The 23,366-nt window shown below is 71.5% G+C and carries 17 protein-coding genes; 10 read left to right on the top strand and 7 right to left on the bottom strand.

Annotated features, from left to right (window positions below; translation table 11 throughout):
* Positions 1 to 55: 55 nt before the first annotated feature.
* The 3 genes from O1G22_RS14215 (at position 56) to fxsT (ending at position 4,687) form a co-directional block, all read left to right on the top strand.
* Positions 56 to 340 (top strand): hypothetical protein, encoded by a 285-nt coding sequence (locus tag O1G22_RS14215; protein WP_270081697.1) that lies wholly within the window; start codon positions 56 to 58, stop codon positions 338 to 340.
* A complete protein-coding gene (locus O1G22_RS14210) occupies positions 337 to 1,614 on the top strand; it encodes an HEXXH motif domain-containing protein (protein ID WP_270081696.1) in 1,278 nt (425 codons plus the stop codon). Before O1G22_RS14215 ends, O1G22_RS14210 begins: the two co-directional genes overlap by 4 nt.
* Before the next feature lie 76 nt (positions 1,615 to 1,690).
* Entirely contained in the window at positions 1,691 to 4,687 is a 2,997-nt protein-coding gene (gene fxsT, locus O1G22_RS14205; RefSeq protein WP_270081695.1) for an FxSxx-COOH system tetratricopeptide repeat protein, read from the top strand.
* 69 nt (positions 4,688 to 4,756) lie between these two features.
* On the opposite strand, the gene O1G22_RS14200 is transcribed toward fxsT, so the two are convergent.
* The 4 genes from O1G22_RS14200 to O1G22_RS14185 all read right to left on the bottom strand — a co-directional run bounded on the left by O1G22_RS14200 (position 4,757) and on the right by O1G22_RS14185 (position 11,559).
* A complete protein-coding gene (locus O1G22_RS14200; RefSeq protein WP_270081694.1) occupies positions 4,757 to 8,569 on the bottom strand; it encodes a multifunctional oxoglutarate decarboxylase/oxoglutarate dehydrogenase thiamine pyrophosphate-binding subunit/dihydrolipoyllysine-residue succinyltransferase subunit in 3,813 nt (1,270 codons plus the stop codon).
* Positions 8,570 to 8,882: 313 nt separating this feature from the next.
* Entirely contained in the window at positions 8,883 to 10,007 is a 1,125-nt protein-coding gene (locus O1G22_RS14195) for a HAMP domain-containing sensor histidine kinase (protein ID WP_270081693.1), read from the bottom strand.
* Positions 10,004 to 10,744: a response regulator transcription factor gene (locus O1G22_RS14190; RefSeq protein ID WP_225099452.1), complete on the bottom strand. Its 741-nt coding sequence runs from the start codon at positions 10,742 to 10,744 to the stop codon at positions 10,004 to 10,006. The genes O1G22_RS14195 and O1G22_RS14190 overlap by 4 nt, the downstream gene beginning before the upstream one ends.
* 125 nt (positions 10,745 to 10,869) lie before the next feature.
* A complete protein-coding gene (locus O1G22_RS14185; RefSeq protein ID WP_270081692.1) occupies positions 10,870 to 11,559 on the bottom strand; it encodes a spermine/spermidine synthase domain-containing protein in 690 nt (229 codons plus the stop codon).
* 220 nt (positions 11,560 to 11,779) lie between these two features.
* On the opposite strand from O1G22_RS14185, the gene O1G22_RS14180 reads away from it, so the two are divergent.
* The 6 genes from O1G22_RS14180 (at position 11,780) to O1G22_RS14155 (ending at position 18,135) form a co-directional block, all read left to right on the top strand.
* Positions 11,780 to 12,583 carry a rhomboid-like protein gene (locus tag O1G22_RS14180; RefSeq protein WP_270081691.1) on the top strand — a complete coding sequence of 268 codons (804 nt, stop codon included), beginning with the start codon at positions 11,780 to 11,782 and terminating at the stop codon, positions 12,581 to 12,583.
* Positions 12,584 to 12,710: 127 nt separating this feature from the next.
* The gene (gene lon / locus O1G22_RS14175) at positions 12,711 to 15,137 is read left to right on the top strand and encodes an endopeptidase La (protein ID WP_270081690.1); all 2,427 of its coding nucleotides are present in this window, start codon (positions 12,711 to 12,713) and stop codon (positions 15,135 to 15,137) included.
* 133 nt (positions 15,138 to 15,270) lie between these two features.
* The gene (locus O1G22_RS14170; RefSeq protein ID WP_270081689.1) at positions 15,271 to 16,221 is read left to right on the top strand and encodes a serine/threonine-protein kinase; all 951 of its coding nucleotides are present in this window, start codon (positions 15,271 to 15,273) and stop codon (positions 16,219 to 16,221) included.
* 201 nt (positions 16,222 to 16,422) lie between these two features.
* On the top strand, positions 16,423 to 17,016 hold the full coding sequence (locus O1G22_RS14165; protein WP_270081688.1) for a hypothetical protein: 594 nt from the start codon (positions 16,423 to 16,425) through the stop codon (positions 17,014 to 17,016).
* 118 nt (positions 17,017 to 17,134) lie between these two features.
* The gene (locus O1G22_RS14160) at positions 17,135 to 17,590 is read left to right on the top strand and encodes a DUF1153 domain-containing protein (protein WP_270081687.1); all 456 of its coding nucleotides are present in this window, start codon (positions 17,135 to 17,137) and stop codon (positions 17,588 to 17,590) included.
* Positions 17,591 to 17,622: 32 nt separating this feature from the next.
* Positions 17,623 to 18,135 (top strand): hypothetical protein, encoded by a 513-nt coding sequence (locus O1G22_RS14155; RefSeq protein WP_270081686.1) that lies wholly within the window; start codon positions 17,623 to 17,625, stop codon positions 18,133 to 18,135.
* 22 nt (positions 18,136 to 18,157) lie between these two features.
* Here the strand turns inward: O1G22_RS14155 and O1G22_RS14150 are convergent, their stop codons facing one another.
* Together O1G22_RS14150 and O1G22_RS14145 are read right to left on the bottom strand one after the other, a co-directional pair.
* Complete coding sequence (locus O1G22_RS14150; protein WP_270081685.1) at positions 18,158 to 20,605, bottom strand: SpoIIE family protein phosphatase; 2,448 nt, start codon at positions 20,603 to 20,605, stop codon at positions 18,158 to 18,160.
* A gap of 128 nt (positions 20,606 to 20,733) precedes the next feature.
* On the bottom strand, positions 20,734 to 21,561 hold the full coding sequence (locus tag O1G22_RS14145; RefSeq protein WP_270081684.1) for a lysozyme: 828 nt from the start codon (positions 21,559 to 21,561) through the stop codon (positions 20,734 to 20,736).
* Positions 21,562 to 21,810: 249 nt separating this feature from the next.
* Here O1G22_RS14145 and O1G22_RS14140 point away from each other — a divergent pair, with 249 nt between their 5' ends.
* Positions 21,811 to 22,302, top strand: coding sequence for a MarR family winged helix-turn-helix transcriptional regulator (locus O1G22_RS14140; protein WP_428986359.1), 492 nt, complete (start codon positions 21,811 to 21,813; stop codon positions 22,300 to 22,302).
* Between the two features lie 76 nt (positions 22,303 to 22,378).
* On the opposite strand, the gene O1G22_RS14135 is transcribed toward O1G22_RS14140, so the two are convergent.
* Positions 22,379 to 23,167, bottom strand: a complete 789-nt coding sequence (locus O1G22_RS14135; protein ID WP_270081683.1) for a protein phosphatase 2C domain-containing protein — start codon at positions 23,165 to 23,167, stop codon at positions 22,379 to 22,381.
* Positions 23,168 to 23,366 lie beyond the last annotated feature (199 nt).

The raw sequence follows: 23,366 nt of genomic DNA, 5'->3' as shown, positions 1-23,366 counted from the left end.
AACTGGGCAGCCGCTGTGGCCGTACGGGGCGGGTGCCGGCAGGGAGGAGCCGAGGGTGGCGGAGCAGAGGAAAGGAGCGGCCGGTCCCGGTGAGGACCGCGGACTGACCGCGCTCCTGTCCGGCCTCACCGATGTCGACCTGCGGACATTGCGCGCCATGGACGATCCGGGCCTCATGGCGGTGGTGGGTGACGTCCTGTACCGGGCCCGGGAGTTCGGCGAGGTCTGGTATGCCGGCGAGGATCCCCGGCCACCCGCAGACCTCGCACCGCTGCCCGACGAGGGTACGTTTCCGGCCGTGCTCGGTGCGCTCGCCCCGGGTGAGGACACCCGGGGATGACCCTGGCAACCCGCTTCTCCCGCATCGTCGGAGAGCTCGCCAGGACACGCCCCGCATCCCTCAGCGCCGAGGCACTGCGTGCCGCACTCCACGCGCGTCGCATGGTGCTCCTCAAGGCCGTGCTGATCCGGCTGGAACGCGAGCGCGCCGCCCTCCGGCCCGCCGGGCACCGGCGCTTCGAGGCCGACTGGGCGTTGCTGGAGCGAGCGGAACGCACCGAACCGGCGGCGGTGCGTGCCCTGCTGGACTACCCGATGACCGGCGCCTGGCTCACCGAGACGCTGGCCGCCGACGAGGGACCGGCACTGGAAGGGCGGCTGGGTTATCTGAGCGGGCTCGCCGTGGCCGCCGCCGTACGTGCGGGCTGCCCGGTGGAGGGAGAACTCGCGGTGCCCTCGGGGCGGCTCGTGCTGCCGTCCCTCGGTGAACTGAGCTGTCCGTCCGGCCGGGTCCGGCTGGGCGGGTATCCCGGCTCGGCCCGGATCACCGACTCCGCCGGCCTGGCCGACGTACTCCTCACCCGCCTGCTGCCCGATTCCCGGCACCCGGTCGGTGGCGGCCCCGGCTGGTCGGGGCTGCGCGAGCTGCCCGGCAGCACGGTCGTCCTCGACGACGTCGACCCCTACCGGGTGCCGGCGCAGGGCGTCGGCCCCGAGGCCCTGCCCGCCGTCAGGCGCCCGCACTCCGCTTCCCGCCGGTGGGCCGAGCAGTGGCGCGCGGCTCAGGCGCTGCTGTCGGCGACCGACCCCGAGCGCGCCGCGGAGACCAGGACGCTGCTGCGCGCCGTGGTGCCGCTCGCGCCGTCGGCCCACCCGAGCGGCTCTTCGATGAGCGCCACCCTGCGGGCCGCGCCCGGAGCGATGCTGAGCCAGCTTCCGCCGGAACCGGGCCGACTGGCCGAAGCGCTCGTGCACGAGGTGCACCACTCGAAACTGGCCGCCCTGCACGAACTCGTCCCGCTGTACCGCTCGGGCGGGGCCCGGTACCGGGTGGGCTGGCGCCCCGATCCGCGTCCCGTGTCAGGCGTCCTCCAGGGCGTCTACGCGCATCTCGCCCTCACCGACCTGTGGCGCAGGGCGAGGGGCGGGCCCCCGGGGACCGACGGCTTCCGGGACCGTGCCGAGCGTCAGTTCGAGACCTATTGGGATGCGGTCGGCGAAGCCTTGTCCATCCTCCGCGAATCCGATGAACTGACCTTTGTGGGACGGGAGTTCGTTCAGGAGATGGAATGCCACCACGCGAGTCTCGGCGTGGCGGCCCGAAGTCTGTGGTGACAGCCTGTGCGTATGGTATTGCGCTACGTTATGCAGGCGCTCGTCCGGGAGTCGGGCGCGGGAACAGGGAGCGGCGATGGCGGAACAGCGGCGGTCGGACAGGGGCGGCGCGGCCCAGCACGTCCTGGTGGTCTTCCCGGGCTACCACCGTTCGTGGGCGGCGTGGATCGCACAGATGCTGGAACGCCACGGCTACCGGGCCACCCAGCAACGCTGGGACCCACCCCGCGAGGTCCCGCTGGAGGACTCGCTCGGCGACCTGCTGCTCTCCACCGGCCAGGTGCTGCTGGTGCTCAACGACTGGTTCTTCGAACTCGGCCCGCGCCCGGCAGGTGAGTGGAACGACGTCCTGCGCGGCTTCGTCGCCCACCACGCCGACCGCTTCGCCGCCGTCAACCTCACCAACCGCCCGCTGCTGCCCGCCACCGCCGTCCTCGAACCGGCCAGCCTCTGGGCCCTGAGCGAGGACGCCGCCGAGGAGCGCCTGCTGAGCCGGCTCGGCCTGGACCGCGCACCCCGTCCACGCACCCTGCCCAACCCGGTCCGCTACCCGGACATGCGGTGCGACATCTGGGGCGAGGTGCCCCGCCGCAACCCGCGCTTCACCGGCCGTGACGACCTGCTCACCGACATCCACCAGCGTCTTTCCGACGCCGAGCGCGGCGCTTCCGCCTGCACTCTGCTGGGCATGTCGGGCATCGGCAAGACCCAGCTCGCCGCCGAGTACGCGCACCGCTTCAGCACCGACTACGACCTGGTGTGGTGGGTCAACTCCGACGACCGCAACATCCAGCGCGACCGCTTCGGAGAACTGGCCGTCGAACTCGGCCTGTCCATCGGCAACGAGCCCGGTGAGCGCATCCGCGCCGTAAGGGAGGCGCTGCGCCGGGGCGAGCCGTACACCAACTGGCTGGTGATCTTCGACGGCTGGGACGACTCCGAGGGGATCAACACGCTCCTCCCGCAGGGCCCCGGCCACGTCCTGGTCACCTCGCGCAACCGGGCCTGGACCGAGCACACCGACGTCCTGGAGGTGCCGGCCTTCCTGCGCGCCGAGTCCACCGGCTATCTCATGCGCCGCGCCCCGCACATCACGGAGGCCGAGGCGGACGAGGTCGCCGCCGAGTTCGGTGATGTACCGCTGCCGCTCGTGCAGGCCGCCTCCTGGCTCGGCGAGTCCGGCATGGAGGTGCCCGAGTATCTGCGGATGGTGCGCGAGCGCAGACTGTCCACCGTCGACGAGCCCGCCACCGGCGAGGGCTTCCCGCAGTCCTCCATGACCTCCTGGTCGATACTGCTCAACCGGTTGCGCCGTTCCCAGCCCCAGGCCATCGACGTCCTCGGCCTGTGCACGTCCTTCGCCCCCGGACGCATTCCGCTCGGCCTGATCCGCGCCTACCCGCAGACGGACCTCCCCGAGGAACTGCGCTGGATGGCCACCGACCTGCCCGCCTGGACCCGGGCCCTCGACACCCTCGTCAACTACTCGGTGCTCACCCGCGAGACGCGCGGCCCCCTCGGCGCCGAGATGGGCCCGCACCAGGAGTCCGTGCACATGCACCGGCTCGTCCACGACATCGTCTCCAAGCTGACTGGCGAGGAGAACCGGGCCGTCCACCGCCGGGCCGTGCGCACCCTGCTCGCCGAGGCCGACCCCGGCAACCCCGTGGACAGCAGGAACTGGCCCCGGTACGCCGAACTACTGCCCCACCTGGAACCCTCCGGCGCGCTGAGCAGCGGCCAGCCCCGCGTCCAAGCCACCGTCCTGAACTGCCTGCAGTACTGCCTGCGCAGCGGCGAGTACAACAGCGGTCTCGAACTGGCCCAGAAGATCCGCGCCAGCTGGTCGCAGATGATGGAGCCACTGGACCGGCCCCTGCTCGAACTGACCGCCCACGAGAGCTACATCATGCGCACCAGCGGCCGCTTCCGCGAGGCGCACGAACTGGACCGCCGGCTCCTGGAGCGCCTCCAGGCCGCCTCCCAGCGCAATGAGATGGCAGAGCTGAGCATGCAGTCCGCCGTCGCGGGTGACCTGCGCTTCCTAGGGCGGTACGAGGAGGCGTACGCCCTGCAGCAGAAGGTTCTGGAGGGCAGCGAACGACTGCTCGGACCCGACGAGGTCACCACGCTGGTCGACCGGCACAACCTGGCTGTCGGGCTACGGCTGCTGGGCAGGTACGCCGCGGCGTACGAACTCGACCTGGAGACCCTGACCCGGCGGGAGAACGTGCTGCGCGCCCGGCACATCAGCACACTCCACTCGGGCACTGCCGTCGCCCACGACCTGCGCCTTCTCGGGCGCTACCGGGACGCGCTGGCCCGCCAGGAGCCGCTGGTCCGCATCCATGTGCAGGTGCTCGGCCCCCTGCATCCGCAGACCCTGGCGGCCCGGGTCCAGCTGGCCCTGTGCCGGCGCCGCGAGGGCGGACACGGCGAGGCCGTGGGCGCCATCATGGCCGATCTCCTCGACCAGCTCGCCCGGCTGCACGGCCGCGAGCACTACCGCACCCTGTCCTTCATCGCCAACTACGGCAACTACCTGCGGGAACACGGTGATCTGAGCCAGGCCCGGGACCTGATCGACGAGGCCGAGGCCGGCTACCGGGCCCTGCTCGGCCCCGCCCACCCGGTGGCCACGGGCATGCTCTCCAACACGGCGCTCGTCATGCAGGTGGCCGGCGACCGCGCCGACGCGCTCGCCATGTCGGAGGCCGCGCTGGCCGGGCTCACCTCCACGCTCACCGCCGACCACCCCTGGGTCCTCGGCTGCGCCCTGAACACGGCCGCCGCCCGCAACTTCAACGGTCGTATCGCCGAGGCCGTGGAACTGAGCCGGGAAACCCTGCGCCGGGCCCGGCACACCCTGGGCCACGAGCATCCGCTCACCCTGTCCTGTCAGGTGGCCCTCGCCGCCGACCTGCGGGCCGTGCACGAGCAGGAGGAGGCGGGGAAGCTGGAGGACGACGCCCTCCTCACCCTCACCCGCACCCTGGGCGCCCAGCACCCCCATACCATCTCGGCCCGCCAACGGGTGCGTCCCTACTGGGACTTCGAGGCGTACCTGGGCTGAAAGCCCCGTAGGCGAAAAGGGCCCGGTACCGAGTGAGAACTCGGTACCGGGCCCTTGGTGGCTTAAGGCTTACGCCTCAAAAACCTCACGCACCAGCTGTTCCTGCTCCGCCTGGTGGCGCTTGGCGGAGCCGACAGCCGGGGACGAGGAGTGCGGGCGCGAGATGCGCCGCAGCCGCTCGCCGGCCGGGATGTCGGCGCCGACCGCCAGGTCCAGGTGGTCGATCAGGTTGAGCGCGATGAACGGCCAGGCACCCTGGTTCGCCGGCTCCTCCTGCGCCCACAGGTACTTCTCGGCGTTCGGGTACTTGTTGACCTCCGCCTGGAGCTCGGCACCCGGCAGCGGGTACAGCCGCTCGATGCGGATGATCGCCGTGTCCGTGACGCCGCGCTTGACCCGCTCGGCCTCCAGGTCGTAGTACAGCTTGCCGGCCACGAAGACGACCTTGCGGACCGCGGCCGGGTCCACCGTCGCATCGTCGATGACCGGGCGGAACTGACCCGAGGTGAACTCCTCCGTCTTCGACGCGGCCGCCTTCAGACGCAGCATCGACTTCGGGGTGAAGACCACCAGCGGCTTGTGGTGCGGGTTGTGCACCTGCCACCGCAGGAGGTGGAAGTAGTTCGACGGCAGGGTCGGCATGGCGACCGTCATGTTGTTCTGGGCGCAGAGCTGGAGGAAGCGCTCGACACGGGCCGAAGTGTGGTCCGGGCCCTGGCCCTCGTAGCCGTGGGGGAGCAGGAGCGTCACGCCGCTCATCTGGCCCCACTTCTGCTCGGCCGCCGAGATGTACTCGTCGACCACCGTCTGCGCGCCGTTGACGAAGTCGCCGAACTGCGCCTCCCACATCACGAGCGCGTCGGGGCGGGCCAGCGAGTAGCCGTACTCGAAGCCCATGACCGCGTACTCGGACAGCAGCGAGTTGTAGACGTTGTAGCGCGCCTGGTCCTCGGCGAGGTACTGGAGCGGGGTGTGCTCCTCGCCGGTCTCGCGGTCGATGATGACCGCGTGGCGCTGGCCGAAGGTGCCGCGCTGGGAGTCCTGGCCGGACAGGCGGACCGGCGTGCCCTCCAGGAGCAGGGAGCCGATGGCCAGGGTCTCGCCCATGCCCCAGTCGATCGTGCCGTCCTCGACCATCGTCGCCCGGCGCTGCAGCTGGGGCAGCAGACGCGGGTGGACGTGGAAGGTGTCGGGGATGTTGACCTGGGACTCGGCGATCCGCTTGACGACCTCCGTGGAGATCGCGGTCGGCACGGCGACCGGGAAGCCGTCCTGCGGCGCCGGGACGGGTCCGCCGGCCGGCTGGGACGTGGCCTCGCGGACCTCCGTGAAGACCTTCTCCAGCTGGCCCTGGTAGTCCTGCAGGGCCTGCTCGGCCTCTTCCAGGGTGATGTCGCCGCGACCGATCAGGGACTCGGTGTAGAGCTTGCGCACCGAGCGCTTCTTGTCGATCAGGTCGTACATCAGCGGCTGGGTGAAGGCCGGGTTGTCCGACTCGTTGTGACCGCGCCGGCGGTAGCAGATGAGGTCGATCACCACGTCCTTGTTGAACGCCTGGCGGAACTCGAAGGCCAGCCGCGCGACGCGGACCACGGCCTCGGGGTCGTCGCCGTTCACGTGGAAGATCGGGGCCTCGATCATGCGCGCCACGTCCGTCGCGTACATGGACGAGCGCGAGGACTCGGGGGCCGCGGTGAAGCCGACCTGGTTGTTGATGACGATGTGGACCGTGCCGCCGGTGCGGTAGCCGCGCAGCTGCGACATGTTCAGGGTCTCGGCCACCACGCCCTGGCCCGCGAAGGCCGCGTCGCCGTGGATCGCCACCGGCAGGACCGTGAAGTCCGTACCGCCCTTGTTGATGATGTCCTGCTTGGCACGGGTGATGCCCTCGATGACCGGGTCGACCGTCTCCAGGTGGGACGGGTTCGCGGCCAGCGAGACCGTGATCTGCTCGCCGTCCAGGCCGGTGAAGGTGCCCTGGGCGCCCAGGTGGTACTTCACGTCGCCGGAGCCGTGCATCGACTTCGGGTCGAGGTTGCCCTCGAACTCGCGGAAGATCTGCGCGTACGACTTGCCGACGATGTTGGCGAGGACGTTCAGGCGGCCGCGGTGGGCCATGCCGATGACGACCTCGTCCAGACGGGACTCGGCCGCGGAGTCGATCACCGCGTCCAGCAGCGGGATGACGGACTCGCCGCCCTCCAGGGAGAAGCGCTTCTGGCCGACGTACTTCGTCTGCAGGAAGGTCTCGAAGGCCTCCGCGGCGTTGAGCCGGCGCAGGATGCGCAGCTGCTCCTCGCGCTCCGGCTTGGCGTGCTGCCGCTCGACACGGTCCTGGATCCACTTGCGCTGCTTGGGGTCCTGGATGTGCATGAACTCGATGCCGGTGGTGCGGCAGTACGAGTCGCGCAGCACGCCGAGGATGTCGCGCAGCTTCATCAGGGACTTGCCGGCGAAGCCGCCGACCGCGAACTCGCGCTCCAGGTCCCACAGGGTGAGCCCGTGCTCGGTGATGTCGAGGTCGGGGTGCTTGCGCTGCTTGTACTCCAGCGGGTCGGTGTCGGCCATGACGTGGCCGCGGACCCGGTAGGAGTGGATCAGCTCGAAGACCCGGGCGGCCTTGGTGACGTCGTCGTCGTGGCTGGCGTCGATGTCCCGCAGCCAGCGGACCGGCTCGTACGGAATCCGCAGGGCCTCGAAGATGTCGTCGTAGAAGCCGTTCTCGCCGAGGAGCAGGTTGGCGACGGAGCGCAGGAACTCGCCGGAGGCGGCGCCCTGGATCACCCGGTGGTCGTAGGTCGACGTGAGCGTCATGACCTTCGAGATGCCGAGCTTGTTCAGGGTGTCCTGGCTGGTGCCCTGGAACTCCGCCGGGTAGTCCATGGAGCCGACGCCCATGATGACCGACTGGCCGGGCATGAGGCGCGGGACCGAGTGGACGGTGCCGAGGCCGCCGGGGTTGGTCAGGGAGACCGTGACACCGGTGAAGTCGTCCATCGTCAGCTTGCCGTCACGGGCGCGGCGGACGATGTCCTCGTAGGCCTGCCAGAACTCGAAGAAGTTCAGCGTCTCGGCCTTCTTGATGGCGGCCACGACGAGCTGGCGGTCGCCGTTGGGCTTCACCAGGTCGATGGCCAGGCCGAGGTTGACGTGGGCCGGCTTGACGAGGGTCGGCTTGCCGTCCTTCTCGCCGAACGACCAGTTCATCGCCGGCATGGCCTTGATGGCCTGCACCATCGCGTACCCGATCAGGTGCGTGAAGGAGATCTTCCCGCCGCGGGCGCGCTTGAGGTGGTTGTTGATGACGATGCGGTTGTCGAACAGCAGCTTCACCGGGACCGCGCGGACCGAGGTGGCCGTCGGCAGCTCCAGCGAGGCGTTCATGTTCTTCGCGACCGCGGCGGCCGGGCCGCGCAGCGTGATCAGCTCCGGGCCCTCGGGGGCCGCGGCGGCCGGAGCGGCGGCCGGCTTCGGCTGAGCGGGCGCCTGTGCGGGCTGCGCCGGCTTGGCCGGGGCCGGAGCCGCGGCCTGGGCCGCGGGAGCGGGTGCCGGGGCGGGGGCCGCGGCGGGCTTCGGAGCGGCCGGAGCCGGCGCAGCGGCGGCCTGCGGGGCAGGGGCCGCGGGCTGGGCCTGCGGGGCCGTGGTGGTGGTCCCTGCGGCCCCCGCGGCCGCAGTACCCGCCGGAGCCGGGGTGGCAGGTGCACCCGGCTTGTAATCGGCGAAGAAGTCCCACCAGGCACGGTCTACCGAATTCGGGTCCTGGAGGTACTGCTGATAGATCTCGTCGACGAGCCACTCGTTCGGACCGAACGCGGCAGCGGGGTTCTTCCCGGCTTGGTCGTCGGTGGAGACGCTCGGGTTACTGGGGGACTGTGGCGACACGGCGGCAACCGCCCTCTTCCGCTTCACAAGGTGATGGACAGCGGGAATAAAGGCTACGCCTCTGTGGCCGGGAAGGTCAGGTCGAGCAAGGTCATCGTCGCGTAAGTCACATTGGAAATCTTGTTTCAGGGCTTGATATGGCGGGAAACAAGCGTGGTTCCGGATGCGGGAAGGCGTGTGAGGGTGCGCCGGTCCGGGCCCGGCGCGCCTTCGTTCGACGGGTGGCGCGGGCCTGTCCCTGATCACACGTGTCCAGCTGCGCCTCAGCAGCGCCGAGCGGCGTGGATCTTGTGCTTCCGGTTCGGACTGTACGTCAACCAGGGAGGGAAGTCAGTCCCGGAAGGGTGACGATGATCCGGCAGCCGCGATCGGATTCGGCCACACCGATCCGGCCGCCGTGCAGATCCACCGCCCAGCGGGCGATCGCCAGCCCGAGCCCCGTACCGCCGTCGCTGCCCGGACCGTGCGGCCGGGTCACCGCGCCCCGGTTGAAACGCTCGAAGACCCGGTGCCACTCCGAGCGCGGAATGCCCGGGCCCTCGTCCAGGACCTCCAGCTCCAGCGACTCCGGCTGCGGCCCGCGCCGCGCCTTCACCGTGACCCGGCCGTGCGGCGGGCTGTGCTTGACCGCGTTGTCGATCAGGTTGGCGACGACCTGGTGGATGCGCTCGGGGTCCGCGTGCGCGGTCAGCTCCGGCGGGGAGACGTCCAGGTGGAGGTGGACGTCGGTACGGGTGTGACTGCCGGAGCCGGAGGCGATGCCCGCCCGCGCCGAGGCGACCATGTTGGCCTCCTTCAGCACGCCCGACAGATACGGCCACACCTCGAAGCGCCGCATCTTCAGCGGTACGACGCCGTTGTCCAGCCGGGACAGGTCCAGCAGGGTCTCCACCAGCCGGCCGAGGCGCTCGGTCTGCTTCAGGGCCGTGCGCATGGTCTCCTGGTCGGCCTCGGTGACCCCGTCGACGATGTTCTCCAGCACCGCGCGCAGCCCGGCGATGGGCGTGCGCAGCTCATGGGAGACGTTCGCGACCAGTTCCTTGCGCTGCCGGTCCTGTGCCTCCAGCTCGTCGGCCATGACGTTGATCGTCTCGGCCAGGTCGCCCAGCTCGTCCCGGCGGTTCTCGCGCACCCGGCGCGTGTAGTCGCCCTGCGAGATCGACCGCGCCACCGTGTTCATCTCGTCCAGCGGCATGGTCAGCGAGTGCGCCACGAACTGCGTGATCAGCAGCGTGGCGATCATCGAGAAGACCGTGATGAAGCGCAGCTCGGTCTTGGTCTGCACCGCGATCATCGACAGGCCGGTGGTGATCAGCACCGAGATGACGACCAGCGCACCCAGCTTGGTCTTGATCGAGAACGGGCGTACGCCGCCCCAGGGCTCCTCGCCGAGGGTCCCGGGGTTCCTCCGTGCGGCCTGGCGCCCGTCGCCGCTCACGGGGTCGGCGTCTCCAGGGCGTAGCCCACGCCGTGCACCGTACGGATCCGCTCGGCGCCGATCTTCCGGCGCAGCGCCTTGATGTGGCTGTCGACGGTACGGGTACCGGAGGCGTCCGCCCAGTCCCACACCTCGGCCAGCAGCTGCTCCCGGGAGAGCACCGCGCGCGGGGTGTTCGCCAGGCAGACCAGCAGGTCGAACTCGGTGGGCGTCAGATGGACGTCCTCGGACTTCACCCGGACCCGGCGCTGCGCGTGGTCGATCTCCAGCTCGCCGAGGCGCAGGATGCCGGAGCGGGGCGTGGTGGCGGCGAGGGCCGCCCGCTCCACCCGGCGCAGCAGCACGTGCACGCGTGCCGCCAGCTCGCGCATCGAGAACGGCTTGGTCATGTAGTCGTCCGCGCCGACCCCGAGACCGACCAGCATGTCCGTCTCGTCGTCCCGCGCGGTCAGCATCAGCACCGGCACCGGCCGCTGCGCCTGCACCCGCCGGCAGACCTCAAGGCCGTCGAAGCCCGGCAGCATGATGTCGAGGATCAGCAGGTCGGGCTGCCAGGCCTCGGCCGTGTCGACCGCGGCCGGTCCGTCCATCGCGGTCTGCACGAGAAATCCCTCGGCACGAAGCCGGGCCGCGATGGCGTCCACGATCGTGGGGTCGTCCTCGACGACCAGCACCCGGCGCTGGGCGCCCGGGGTGCTCGTCGCCGCGCCGCTCTGGGAGGTGTGTGTCTGCTCCATCGCCCGCCCCTGCTTGTTGCTTTCCGGAATCAGTGGGGTGATCCCATGTCTGCGTCCGACGCATGGTTGATCCGTTGAATGATCCGCGTCAGGGCAGCACCCTACGGGGATCCACCGCGCTGTCGCTATCCAGGTCGGACCGCGAGGTGCACGGCGTCCGGAACGCCCCGGGCAACCGGCACCTCTTCGGTACGCACCTGTTGGAACCCGGCATTCCACAAGCTTCCTTCAAATTCCGGAGAGGGCTGGGCCGACCACACGGCCAGCACCCCGCCCGGTCTCAACACCCTTGCGCAGGAAGCGAGTCCGGCCGCGGTGTACAGGCTCTGGTTGCCGTCCGTGACGGTCCAGCCCGGCCCGTTGTCGATGTCCAGGCACAGTGCGTCGAACGTGTCCGATGTCTCACGGACGTACGACACCAGGTCTTCACACACGACCTCGGTGCGCGGATCGCCGAGCGCCCCGGCCGACACCTCCCCGAGCGGCCCGTCCCGGTGCCAGTCGACCACGGCCCGCTCGCGCTCCACGACGGTGATCCGCCCCCAGCGCCGATCCGCGACGGCGTGTGCGAGCGAGAACCCGACGCCGAGGCCCCCGATCAGCACCGACGGGTCCGGCCGCCCGTCCAGCACGGCCGCCGCGGCCTCGACCAGCAGCCGTTCCGAGCGGCCGTCCGAGGTGTCCATGAGGAAGCACCCGTTGGCGATGATCTGGAGCAGCGCCCCGTGCCGGCGCAGCACCACCTCGCCGTACGGCCCGTCCCGCCGGTCGAGGACCACGGGGGAGTCGACGGAGCTGTCGTGGGCGGCAGTCATGCTTCCATCTTGCTTGAACGAGCCTTGTCGTTCACGGGAATTGCGGGTGACGGGGTGCCGTTCCCGGTGCGAGGCACCCGTTCGTGCGACGCGCGGCCCCGGGATGCGGACGCCGTCGCAGCGTGAGAGGTTGCTGTGAATCGGCTCGCGCGTGGCGTCGGTCATAGACACGCGGCTCGCCGAGCCCCAATGGTGGGCGCAACGGAAGGAGCGCCACATCGTGGAACGGACCGCGACGGGCCCTGCGACGGCCGCGTCCCCGCCCCTGACGGGCACGCCCCTGTCCGACGGCACCGCCGCCGTCCCGGCTCCCGCGCTCGCCGCCCTGCTGGACGGCATGCCCCGCCAGCGCGGCACCACGCCCCAGGCGCCGGCTCCCGTCCCCGTCGAGGTCCGTCCGAACCCGCTCGCCGCACGGCTGCTGCGCCTCCTGCCCACCCCGGCCGGCACGCCCTTCACCTTCGCCTACGCGTCCGTCCTGGCCGTCACCTCCGTGATCGCGGCCGTGGCCGACCCCGGGCTGATGAACACGCTCTACCAGGACTCCAGCACGGACGTCGCCCACCTGGCGCAGTCGCCCGCGGTGGTGCTCCTGGCGAGCGCGCTGTGGATCGCGGGCGGGATCCTCTCGCCGTACTCGGCCGCCTTCGTGCTGGTGCTCACCGCGCTGGAACGGCGGATAGGCGGAGCACGGGCGGTCTGTGTCTTCCTCGCCGGGCACGTCCTGGCCACGCTGGCGACGGAGATCCCGGTGGGCCTGGCCGTCCTGGCCGGCCACCTCCCGGAGACCTCACTGCACCGCCTGGACTACGGCATCAGCTTCGGTGTCGCCGCCAGCATCGGCGCCCTGGCCGGCCTCCTCCAGCCCTGGCTCCGCTGGCCCCTCCTCACCGTGTTCGCCGGCCTCCTCCTGAACGACCTGGCCGAGTTCGTGGACCCGATGACGGACTGGGGCCATCTGATCGCTCTGACGACAGGGGTCATGAGCTGGCCCCTGGTGCGCCGTTGGGCGCAGCCGATCTGACCCCCTCTCACCTGCGAGAACCTCTCGGTCATCCCCTGATCGCTCACAGCGAACAAGCAAGGGGAACACCAGCCCATGCCCAGAGGTTGAGTCGGCATAGCTCAAGTTGACTGCCGAAAGGGAGATCATGGCTGCTGAGTCCACGGCGTTCACGCTCGTCCTGCCCGTGCTGCCGCTCGACGACGAGGTCGTGCTGCCCGGCATGGTGGTTCCGCTGGACCTGAGCGATGCCGAGGTGCGAGCCGCGGTGGAGGCCGCACAGGCCGCCGCCCGGTCGGCGCCCGGGAAGCCCAAGGTGCTGCTGGTGCCGCGCATCGACGGCACGTACGCCAAGACCGGTGTGCTCGGTACGGTCGAGCAGGTCGGCCGGCTGGCCGACGGTGACCCGGGGGCTCTGATCCGCGGCCGCGGCCGGGTGCGGATCGGCGCCGGTACGACCGGCCCCGGCGCCGCCCTGTGGGTCGAGGGCGCGAACATCGACGAGACCGTGCCGGACCCGCTGCCGGGCCAGGTCGCGGACCTCGTCAAGGAGTACAAGGCCCTCGCCACCAACTGGCTCAAGAAGCGCGGCGCCTGGCAGGTCGTGGACCGGGTCCAGGCGATCGAGGACGTCTCGGCGCTGGCCGACAACTCCGGCTACTCGCCGTTCCTCACCATCGAACAGAAGGTCGAACTGCTGGAGACCGCCGACCCGGTGGCCCGGCTCAAGCTCGCCACGCAGGCGCTCCGCGACCACCTCGCCGAGCAGGACGTGGCCGAGACCATCGCCAAGGACGTCCAGGAGGGCGTCGACAAGCAGCAGCGCGAGTTCCTGCTGCGCCGTCAGCTGGAGGCCGTCCGCAAGGAATTGCGCGAGCTGAACGGCGATGCCAAGGACGCGGGCGAGGAGTCCGACGACTACCGCGCCCGGGTCGAGGCCGCCGACCTGCCGGAGAAGGTCCGTGAGGCCGCGCTCAAGGAGGTCGACAAGCTGGAGCGGTCCAGCGACCAGTCGCCCGAGGGGTCGTGGATCCGCACCTGGCTGGACACGGTGCTGGAGATGCCGTGGAACGAGCGCACCGAGGACGCGTACGACATCCAGGGCGCCAAGGCGATCCTGGACGCCGAGCACGCGGGCCTGGAGGACGTGAAGGAGCGCATCACCGAGTACCTGGCGGTGCGCAAGCGGCGCGGTGAGCGCGGCCTCGGCGTCATCGGCGGCCGGCGCGGCGGTGCCGTACTGGCGCTTGTCGGGCCCCCTGGCGTCGGAAAGACCAGCTTGGGCGAGAGTGTGGCCCACGCCATGGGCCGTAAGTTCGTCCGCGTCGCCCTCGGCGGCGTCCGTGACGAGGCCGAGGTCCGCGGCCACCGGCGTACGTACGTCGGCGCGCTGCCCGGCCGGATCGTGCGCGCCGTCAAGGAGGCCGGGTCCATGAACCCGGTGGTCCTGCTCGACGAGATCGACAAGGTGGGCTCCGACTTCCGCGGCGACCCGGCCGCGGCCCTGCTGGAGGTGCTGGACCCCGCGCAGAACCACACCTTCCGGGACCACTACCTGGAGGTCGAGCTCGACCTGTCGGACGTGGTCTTCCTCGCCACCGCCAACGTCCTGGAGGCCATCCCGGAGGCGCTCGCCGACCGGATGGAGATCGTCCGGCTCGACGGCTACACCGAGGACGAGAAGGTCGTCATCGCCCGGGACCACCTGCTCCCGCGCCAGCTGGAGCGGGCCGGCCTGGACACGGACGAGGTCACGATCGACGAGGGCGCGCTGCGCAAGCTGGCCGGCGAGTACACCCGGGAGGCGGGCGTCCGCACCCTGGAGCGCTCGATCGCCCGCCTGCTCCGCAAGGTCGCGGCCCAGCACGAACTCGGCGAGCGGGAGCTGCCGTTCACCGTCCGGGACGAGGACCTGCGCGGTCTCCTCGGCCGTCCGCACCACGTGCCCGAGTCCGCCCAGGACCCGGCCGAGCGCCGTACGTCCGTGCCCGGCGTGGCGACGGGCCTCGCGGTCACCGGAGCGGGCGGAGACGTCCTCTTCGTGGAGGCGTCCCTGGCCGACCCGGAGACGGGTGCGGCGGGGCTGACCCTCACCGGTCAGCTGGGTGACGTGATGAAGGAGTCGGCGCAGATCGCGCTGAGCTTCCTGCGCAGCCACGGTGCCGAACTGGAGCTGCCGGTCGCCGACTTGAAGGACCGGGGCGTGCACATCCACTTCCCGGCGGGCGCGGTCCCGAAGGACGGCCCGAGCGCGGGCATCACCATGACGACGGCCCTCGCGTCCCTCCTCTCGGGCCGGCTGGTCCGCACGGACGTGGCGATGACCGGCGAGGTCTCGCTGACCGGCCGCGTGCTGCCGATCGGCGGAGTGAAGCAGAAGCTGCTCGCCGCCCAGCGTGCCGGGGTGACCACCGTGATCATCCCCAAGCGCAACGAACCCGACCTGGACGACGTCCCGGCCGAGGTGCTGGACAAGCTCGACGTCCACACCGTGACCGACGTCCGCCAGGTCCTGGAGCTGGCGCTCGCGCCCGCCGAGAACGGCGCGACGCCGCAGATTCCGGTCGCGGCGTGACGGACGCGGCCGGATAGCCGGAGGCCCGGGTCCCGTGAGGGAGGCCCGGGCCTTCGCCATGCGCCCTTGTATCCCCGGTGCGGTCGTCATACCCGCATACCCGCATACCGGCACAGGTCGATAGAATTCAGGCGTGAGTTGGCCCCCCAAGAGCCCCTCCGGCCTGATCGGGGCCGAGATCGCGGGCTACCGGGTGGAGCGCGAGCTCGGCCGCGGTGGCATGGCCGTCGTCTACCGGGCCAGGGACCTGCGGCTCGGCCGGACGGTCGCGCTCAAGCTGCTCGCGCCCGAGTACACGCGCAACGACGCCTTCCGCCGCCGTTTCGAGCAGGAGTCGCGGGTGGCCGCGGCCATCGAGCACCCGCACATCGTCCCCGTCTTCGAGGCCGGCGAGGCCGACGGGATCCTCTACATCGCCATGTGCCTCGTCGCCGGCCTGGACCTGCGCGCCCTGATCGACCGGGAGAGCCGGCTGCCGGTGCCCGCCGCGCTGCGCATCACGGCCCAGCTGGCCTCCGCGCTGGACGCGGCCCACGCCCGCGACCTCGTGCACCGGGACGTCAAGCCCGCCAACGTACTGGTCGCCAAGGGTGTCGACAGCGAGCACCCCGAGCACGTCTATCTCACCGACTTCGGGCTGGCGAAGAAGTCGCTGTCGCTCACCGGGTTCACCACCGCCGGCGAGTTCGTCGGCACCCTCGACTACGTGGCCCCCGAGCGGATCGCCGGGCGCCCGGTGGACGGCCGCGCCGACCTGTACAGCCTGGCCTGCGTGGTCCACGAGATGCTCGCGGGCGCCCCGCCCTTCCAGCGGGCTGACCACCTCGACCTGCTCTGGGCCCACCAGTACGACCCACCGCCCGCCCTCACCGAGGAACGCCCCGACATCCCGGCGCTCGCCGCCGACGTCGTACGCAAGGCCCTGGCCAAGGCGCCGGACGACCGGCACGACAGCTGCCTGGAGTTCGTCACGGCCCTGCGCGCGGCCCTCGCCGGCACCGGCCCCAGGGGCCGTACGCCGACCGTGGTGGACCGCGTTCCGCCACCGGAGCCGCCGTCCTGGGCCCGGCCCTTCCTTGCCTGACCTGCGCTTATGCGGGCCCTACCCCACGACTGTGGGTGCGTCAAGTCCCGAGTCCTCGGAACGTGACCCTGATTTCCCGTTCGGGCTTACTTGAAGCACGGCCTCACCGGAAAGGAAATGAGGCGGTCCGGAGGACGGAAATCCTCCGGGAACAGCCCGGAAATCCTCCCGGGAAATCACCACAGTAATGGGAGAAAGCTCATGACTCGTAACGTTCGCACTCACAACGAAATCCGTCCGAAGCGCCGGGGTCTCCGTTTTGCGACCATCGCCGCCTCGGCCGCGCTGGTCACCGGAGGCGTCCTCATCCCCGTGTCGAGCGCGATGGCCGCCCCGATGCCCGCCTCGACCGTGGCCTTCGTCCACGGCGGAGGCGCCGGTGGTGCCGGTGGTGCCGGCGGCAACGGTGTGGTCGGCGGTGGCGGTGGCGCCGGTGGGTCCGGTGGCGGCAGCGTCCTCGGCACCGGTGGTGCCGGTGGCGACGGTGGCGCCGGCGGCAACGGCACCGAGGTCGGTGGTGGCGGTGGCGGCGGCGGTGGCGGCGGCGAGGGCTTCGTCGGCGGTAACGGCGGCCAGGGCGGCGACGGCGGCTTCGGCGTCCTCTCCGGCGGTGGCGGCGGCCAGGGTGGCGGCGGCGGCGACGGCGTCGCCAAGGGCGGCAACGGCGGCGGTGGCGGCGACGGCGGCAACAGCATCTTCCAGGGCGGCGACGCCGGTGCCGGCGGCGACGGCGGCTCCGGCTTCATCGGTGGCTCCGGCGGCAGCGGCGGGGACGGTGGCTTCAGCCTCTTCTGACCGTCCACGGGGTGGAGGCCGTCCAGGCCTCCACCCCCCTGAGGCGGGCCACAGCGCCCGCAACCACAACCTCTCACCTCACACCCTGATCGACCTCTGATCGGAAACGGAGCCCACGATGTCCACCAGCCTCTGGCGGCGTCCCATCCTTCTCGCGGCGGCCTCCGTGGCAGTCGTCACCGTCACCGCGTGCGGCGCCCAGGCAGCCACCCACCCGACCTCGGCCCCCACGGGCATCTCGGCCCTGGCCCACCAGTCCGACCACTGCGGAGAGGGCGGCGCGGGCGGCAAGGGGGGCGCGGGCGGCAAGGGCGGCGCGCCCGGCCAGCCGGGCCAGCCGGGCCAGCCCGGGCAACCCGGCAAGGCAGGCTGCCTCTCGTTGCAGGACCTGCCCGACAAACCGAAGTCGGAACTCACGGACCTGGACAAGGCACGGATCGCGCTGAGCGTGCTGACCGGCCGGGTGACCCAGGCCGATGCGGCCAAGAAGTACAAGATCTCGGAAGAGGAGATCAGTACGTGGGAACGCCAGATTCTGAGCGGCGACTGGCTCGGAATTCTGGAATCCGAATAATCCGACGAGAAATGTGGCGAGAGAGAAATCCCATGCGCAGGTACTCCTGGAAGTTCGGCCTCGGTCTCGCGGTCTCGACCGTGGTGATCGCCGGAGGCGCGATGACACCGGCCGCGATGGCCGACACCGGTTCCTTCGGCGGTGGAGCGGGCAGCGGCTCGTCCGGCTCCAGCAGCGTCCAGGTCGGCAACGGCAGCGTCCGCGTCGGTGACGGCATCTGTGCGGGCAACTGCAACGGCACCGTCAACGGCACCGCCGGATCCGACGGCGGTATCTGCGCCGGGCTCTGCAACGGCAGCGCCAACGGCGGCAACGGCACCGACGGCGCCGCGGGCCAGGACGGCACCAAGGGCGGCAACGGCGGGATCTGCGTCGGCGTCTGCTCGGGCAGCGTCAACGGCGGCGACGGCGGGAACGGCGGCAACGCGGCGGGCACGGGCGACGGCGGCAACGGCGGAAGCGGCGGCAACGGCGGGATCTGCCTCGGCGCCGGCTGCGAGACGAGCGGTCAGGGCGGCCGGGGCGGCGACGGCGGCAATGGCTGAGTCACGCGGTGGGCCCGCAGGATCACTCGGCGGTCGCCGAGAGCGACTGCTCCGCCCACACCGTCTTGCCGACCCGGTCGTGCCGGGTGCCCCAGCGGTCGGCGAGCTGGGCGACCAGCAGCAGGCCCCGGCCACCCTCGTCGAAGATGCGGGCGCGCCGCATGTGCGGGGTGGTGCCGCTGGCGTCGTACACCTCGCAGATCAGGTTCGCGTCCTGGTGGATCAGCCGGAGCTGGATGGGCGGGCGGCCGTAGCGGATGGCGTTGGTGACCAGCTCGCTGACCATCAGCTCGGTGGTGAAGGCGGCCTCCTGAAGCCCCCACACGGACAGCTGCTCGTCGGTGAGACGGCGGGCGTGGGCGACCACGGTCGGGTCGTTCGGCAGCTCCCAGGCGACGACCCGGTCCTCGTGCAGGACCCGGGTACGGGCGACGAGCAGGGCGATGTCGTCGTCCGGGCGGTGGCTGAGCAGCGCGGTGAGCACGTGGTCGCAGACCGAGTCCAGGGACTTCGCGGGCCGGCCGAGCGCGGCGAACATCTTGTCCAGCGCCTCGTCGATGTCGTGCTCGCGCGCCTCGAACAGCCCGTCGGTGTACAGGGCGAGCAGACTGCCCTCGGCGAGATCGGTCTCGCAGGCCTCGAAGGGCAGCCCGCCGAGTCCGAGCGGCGGCCCCGCGGGTACGTCGACGAAGCGGACGGCGCCGTCCGGGGTGACCACGGCTGGCGGCGGATGCCCGGCGCGGGCCAGGGTGCACCGGCGGGAGACCGGGTCGTAGACGGCGTACAGACAGGTGGTGCCGATGCCGCCGGCGGTGTCCCCGGCCGGGTCCGCACTGCTCTCGTCGGCGGCGAGGCGCAGGACGAGGTCGTCGAGGTGGGTGAGCAGTTCGTCGGGCGGCAGGTCGACGTCGGCGAGCGTGCGGACCGCGGTGCGCAGCCGGCCCATCGTCGCCGAGGCGCGGATGCCGTGCCCGACCACGTCGCCGACCACCAGGGCGACCCGGGCGCCGGACAGCGGGATCACGTCGAACCAGTCACCGCCCACCCCGGCCCGGGTGGCGGCGGGCAGATAGCGGGTGGCGATCTCCAGGGCCGCCTGGTCGGGCAGGGTGTGCGGGAGCAGGCTGCGCTGCAGGGCCATCGTGGTGGTACGGGCCCGGGCGTGGTCGCGGGCCTGGCGGATGCCGGCGGCCGCCCGGGCTGTGCACTCCTGGGCCTGGCGCAGATCCTCCCGCCCGAACGGCTCCCGGTCGTACCGCCGGCCGAACAGGGCCACGCCGAGCGCACCGCCCGGAGCCGCCAGCGGCACGGCCAGCAACGAGCGCACCCCGGCCGCCCGCACCCAGGCCGCACCGGGATCCACCGCCACCCAGCCGGCGACAGCCGGGTCCGCGGTGTCGAACACCAACGGCCGGCCCTCCAGCAGACACCGGGCGGCCGGGGACTCCACCGGACAGCCGACGGTCTCCCCGACCCCGGCGCCGCCGGCGTACCGTCCGACGTCCGGTACGCCGCACATGGCGACACGCCGCAACAGCACCGCCTCGGCGCGCTGCACGCTCTGCTCGCCCTCTCCGACCCCTGTGGCCCCCTCACCCTCTCCGGCGACTGAGGCCTCCCCTGCCTCATGTGCCCCTTCCGTCTCCTCGGCCGGCGTGTCCAGCAGGTCGAGCACCATGGCGTCGGCGAGCGCGGGGACCGTGGAATCGGCGAGTTCCTGGGCGGCCCGGGTCTGGTCAGGGGGCTGGCCGGCGGGTGTGTCGGCCGGGGTGGTCCCGGAGTCCTGGGCGGTGGCCGGGCGGGCGGAGAGGCAGATGGCCCGTACCCGGCCGTCCGCGTCCTTCAGGGGGGTGAGCACGGTGCTGCGGCCCAGTTCCGGGCCGAGCTGCAGCGCGATCTCCTGCGGACGGCCGGACTCCAGCGCGCGCCGCATCGACCGGTCGGCCTCCTCGCTCGCGGCGCCGGGCAGGATGTGTGGCAGCCGCAGCCCGCGCACCGCGGCCTCGGGCAGGGTGAGGGCGCGCTCCATCCGGCGGTTGGCGCGCACCAGGCGTAGCCCGGCGTCGAAGATGGCCAGCGGGAACGGGGACTGCAGGAACGTCCACTCCTCCAGCGGCTCGCCCCGCGGCGGCTGCGCCCGGGCCGGTACGGCGCTCACCACGAGCCAGTCGGTGGCCCCGGTCTGCGAGGTGCGGCGATGGACGAGCACGCCCAGCTCCAGGAGGCGGCCGTCCCGGTGGCGCAGCGGGACGACACCGTTCCAGCGCTCCCGCCCGGCCAGCACCCGGCGGGCCGCTCCGCCCTCGGCGCCGAGCAGCGCGGTGGCGGGTCGGCCGACGACGGCGGGGGAGTCGTAGCCGAGCAGCCGCCGTGCCCCATCGCTCCAGCTCGTGAGGATGCCCTGCTCATCGATGGTGGCCGTGGCCGTATAGGTCTCCTGCCGCTCCCGTTCCCGCTCCTGTCGCTCCATCGCCGCTCATCCCGCCCTTGCTCGGCAGCCTCTCCTGACCAGGATCGTCCGGGGCGACGCAGAGCACCAACGCAGCCATGTACGGACAAAGTGACCCCCACCCGCGGGCAGGGGTCACCGGTGAGCCGTCAGCCGTTGGCGAGGGCCTGGACCCGGTCCAGCGCGCCGTTGAACTTGTCGTGGTCGCCGACGGTCGGGCCGGAGGAGGTGTACTGCCACATCGTGTAGTACGACCAGCCGGCCGGCAGGGTCCCCGGGTCCGAGGCGTAGCGGGCGATCCACAGCGGGTTGTTCGCCGCGAAGCCGCCGTAGTTCCCGGTGCAGTCGCTCCACCAGCTGGTGGCCGTGTAGATCACGGCGTCCCGGCCGGTCAGCGACTTGTAGGTGTTCAGGAAGTCCGCGATCCAGCTGACCATCCCGCTCGCCGATTTGCCGTAGCACTCGGCGCCGTACGGGTTCCACTCGATGTCGAGCGCGCCCGGCAGGGTCTTGCCGTCCTGGGACCAGCCGCCGCCGTGGCCGACGAAGTAGCTCGCCTGGGTGGCGCCGCTGGTGGTGTCCGGGGTGGCGAAGTGATAGGCGCCGCGGATCATGCCGATGTTGTACGAGCCGTTGTACTGCTGGGCGAAGTACGGGTTCGTGTAGTACGTGCCTTCCGTGGCCTTGGTGTACGCCCAGCGCACCCCGCTGTTCCACAGGGTCGACCAGGCGACGTTGCCCTGGTAGCCGGCGACGTCCACGCCCTCGGTCTGGGTGACGGCGGTCGGGGCGGGGGTGCCGTGCCGGCCGTCGTGGGCGAGGACGCCCATGCCCATGTAGGCGGAACCTCGGCCGGGTTTCGTGGCTGCCTGGGCGGAGCTGAGGGGAAGGCTGAAGGAGAGGGCCGCGAGCAGCGCCGTGAGGAGGACGGCGACGGTGTGGGGGATGCGGACGGAGCCGGGTCTGTGCACGGGCATGACGTGCCTCCGGGGAGAGTGAGGTGGGGGAGCAACAAACCTGTGGGCCAGAACCTGTGGGGGGTCGCGTCCACTGATGTGGGCATGCCATTCATTGCCTGATAAAGAAGCTACGCACGTAGATGACGGCGTGGGAAGGGGGTCCGGGCGCCGCCGTTGGTCTACGCCTGCGAAATACTTACGGAGCTGCGGCAATGACGGCCTTTGGCAGAAACTTTCAGATTCGCGAAACCGAGCAGGGGTGCTGACGTGCACGAGCACGGAAACGACGGCGCACACCGCGCCGCCGGGAAGATGACGCCCAGTGGTGCAGACCAGGAATTCCTGGCGCTGGAGCGGGAGTTGACCGTGCTCCTGCGGCGCGCCCGGGCCAACCAGGGCGAGATGGCCCGCGAGGTCCATCCCGACCTGGAGTCCTCCGCGTACGGCCTGCTCATCCGGCTGGACGAGCTGGGCGGCCAGCGGGCCACGGAGCTCGCCGCCTACATCGGCGTCGGCAAGGCCACCATGTCCCGCCAGCTGCGTGCCCTGGAGGAGCTGGGCCTGATCGCCCGCGAACCCGACCCCGCCGACGGCCGTGCCTGGCTGGTCACCCTCACCGACGAGGGCCGCGGCCGGGTCGGCAAGGTCCGCGAGGCCCGCCGTGGCCGCTACGTCAGCCAGCTCGCCCACTGGGACCGCCGCGAGGTCGCGGAACTGGCCCGGCTACTGCATCAGTTGAACGGCGTCATGGAGAAGTAGGCGCCCCCGAGGCGCCCCCGAGGCGTCCCCAAGGCACCCCCGAGGCACCCCCGAGGCGCCCCCGAGCGGCGGGCGGCTACAGCTCCACGTACACCACCGTCGCGTCGTCGTGCGTCTTGCTGCGCCGCAGGAACGCCCGCTGCTCGCTGTCCGCCGTCTCCAGCTCCCGCACCCGGTCCAGCAGTGAGCGGGCGCCCTCCTTCTCGACGATGTCGAACAGGGCCGTCCAGTCGCCCTCACGGAACTTCTCCGTCCAGCGGGTCGCTCCGTCCGTCAGGGCGGCCAGGGCGCGGACCTCGCCCCGCGGCACGGTGCCGGTGACCGCGCGGGCGGCCACCGCGGGCTCGGCGGCCGCCGTGAAGAAGCCGCCCTCCTTGTTGCGCAGGTTCGCGTCCACCAGGGCGTCGGTGGCGAGCGCGGAGCGCGGGAGCCGGGCCAGACGGTCGTCCAGGACCGGGGTGACCGTGCCGTCGGGGGCCTTCAGGAGCAGCGCGGAGTCGGACAGCACCAGGTACTCGACCGCGTCGGCGGCCCAGCGGGCCAGGGTCACGGTTGCCTGCGGGGTGCGCGGGTGAGAAAGGTCACAGGTGCCCGCGTGGGCCTCGGCGGTCCGGGCGATGGCCCGTGAAAGTACCTCCGGGAGCGTCAGATCTCGCCCCGAAACGGTCAGTTCGGTCAGTGCGCCGCCGAGCCGCGCGGTGAACCAGGGGACGGAATGCAGACACCCCGTCTCACCCCGCGGCGGAGTCACCCCGTCCAGGACGATCACGCAACCGCCCTGTCCGGAAGCGGGTAGTCCGACACCGGCGAAGTCCTCGTTGGGGCGGTTCGTGTCGCCGGGCTCCGAAACGAGATCAGATCGCATCCAGCCAGTCTGCACGAGGCCTTCACAGCTTTCGCCAAAGGCTGGCAAGCGCCCTCGAATTGATACGACCTCGCAGGTCAGGCGCCTGTTTTGGGGGAGAATCCACCATTCCGGGCAGGCGGCGGTGGCGAATACTGTCAAAGCATGCCGCGTGCGTCCAACCGGCGTGCCGCACAACAGGCGTGCACACGCCACTGGA

Origin of the sequence: Streptomyces camelliae (genome assembly GCF_027625935.1) — a bacterium.
In the GTDB taxonomy this organism is placed as follows: domain Bacteria; phylum Actinomycetota; class Actinomycetes; order Streptomycetales; family Streptomycetaceae; genus Streptomyces; species Streptomyces camelliae.
This window is presented reverse-complemented; position numbering and strand designations above follow the sequence as displayed.

Excerpts from the sequence above, each read along its gene's own strand:
- O1G22_RS14185 (WP_270081692.1), bottom strand. The coding sequence starts at position 11,559 with ATGACTGCCGCCCACGACAGCTCCGTCGACTCCCCCGTGGTCCTCGAC.
- O1G22_RS14165 (WP_270081688.1), top strand. The coding sequence starts at position 16,423 with ATGACTCGTAACGTTCGCACTCACAACGAAATCCGTCCGAAGCGCCGG.
- O1G22_RS14160 (WP_270081687.1), top strand. The coding sequence starts at position 17,135 with ATGTCCACCAGCCTCTGGCGGCGTCCCATCCTTCTCGCGGCGGCCTCC.
- O1G22_RS14210 (WP_270081696.1), top strand. The coding sequence starts at position 337 with ATGACCCTGGCAACCCGCTTCTCCCGCATCGTCGGAGAGCTCGCCAGG.
- O1G22_RS14190 (WP_225099452.1), bottom strand. The coding sequence starts at position 10,744 with ATGGAGCAGACACACACCTCCCAGAGCGGCGCGGCGACGAGCACCCCG.
- O1G22_RS14150 (WP_270081685.1), bottom strand. The coding sequence starts at position 20,605 with ATGGAGCGACAGGAGCGGGAACGGGAGCGGCAGGAGACCTATACGGCC.
- lon (WP_270081690.1), top strand. The coding sequence starts at position 12,711 with ATGGCTGCTGAGTCCACGGCGTTCACGCTCGTCCTGCCCGTGCTGCCG.
- O1G22_RS14145 (WP_270081684.1), bottom strand. The coding sequence starts at position 21,561 with ATGCCCGTGCACAGACCCGGCTCCGTCCGCATCCCCCACACCGTCGCC.
- O1G22_RS14155 (WP_270081686.1), top strand. The coding sequence starts at position 17,623 with ATGCGCAGGTACTCCTGGAAGTTCGGCCTCGGTCTCGCGGTCTCGACC.
- O1G22_RS14135 (WP_270081683.1), bottom strand. The coding sequence starts at position 23,167 with ATGCGATCTGATCTCGTTTCGGAGCCCGGCGACACGAACCGCCCCAAC.
- fxsT (WP_270081695.1), top strand. The coding sequence starts at position 1,691 with ATGGCGGAACAGCGGCGGTCGGACAGGGGCGGCGCGGCCCAGCACGTC.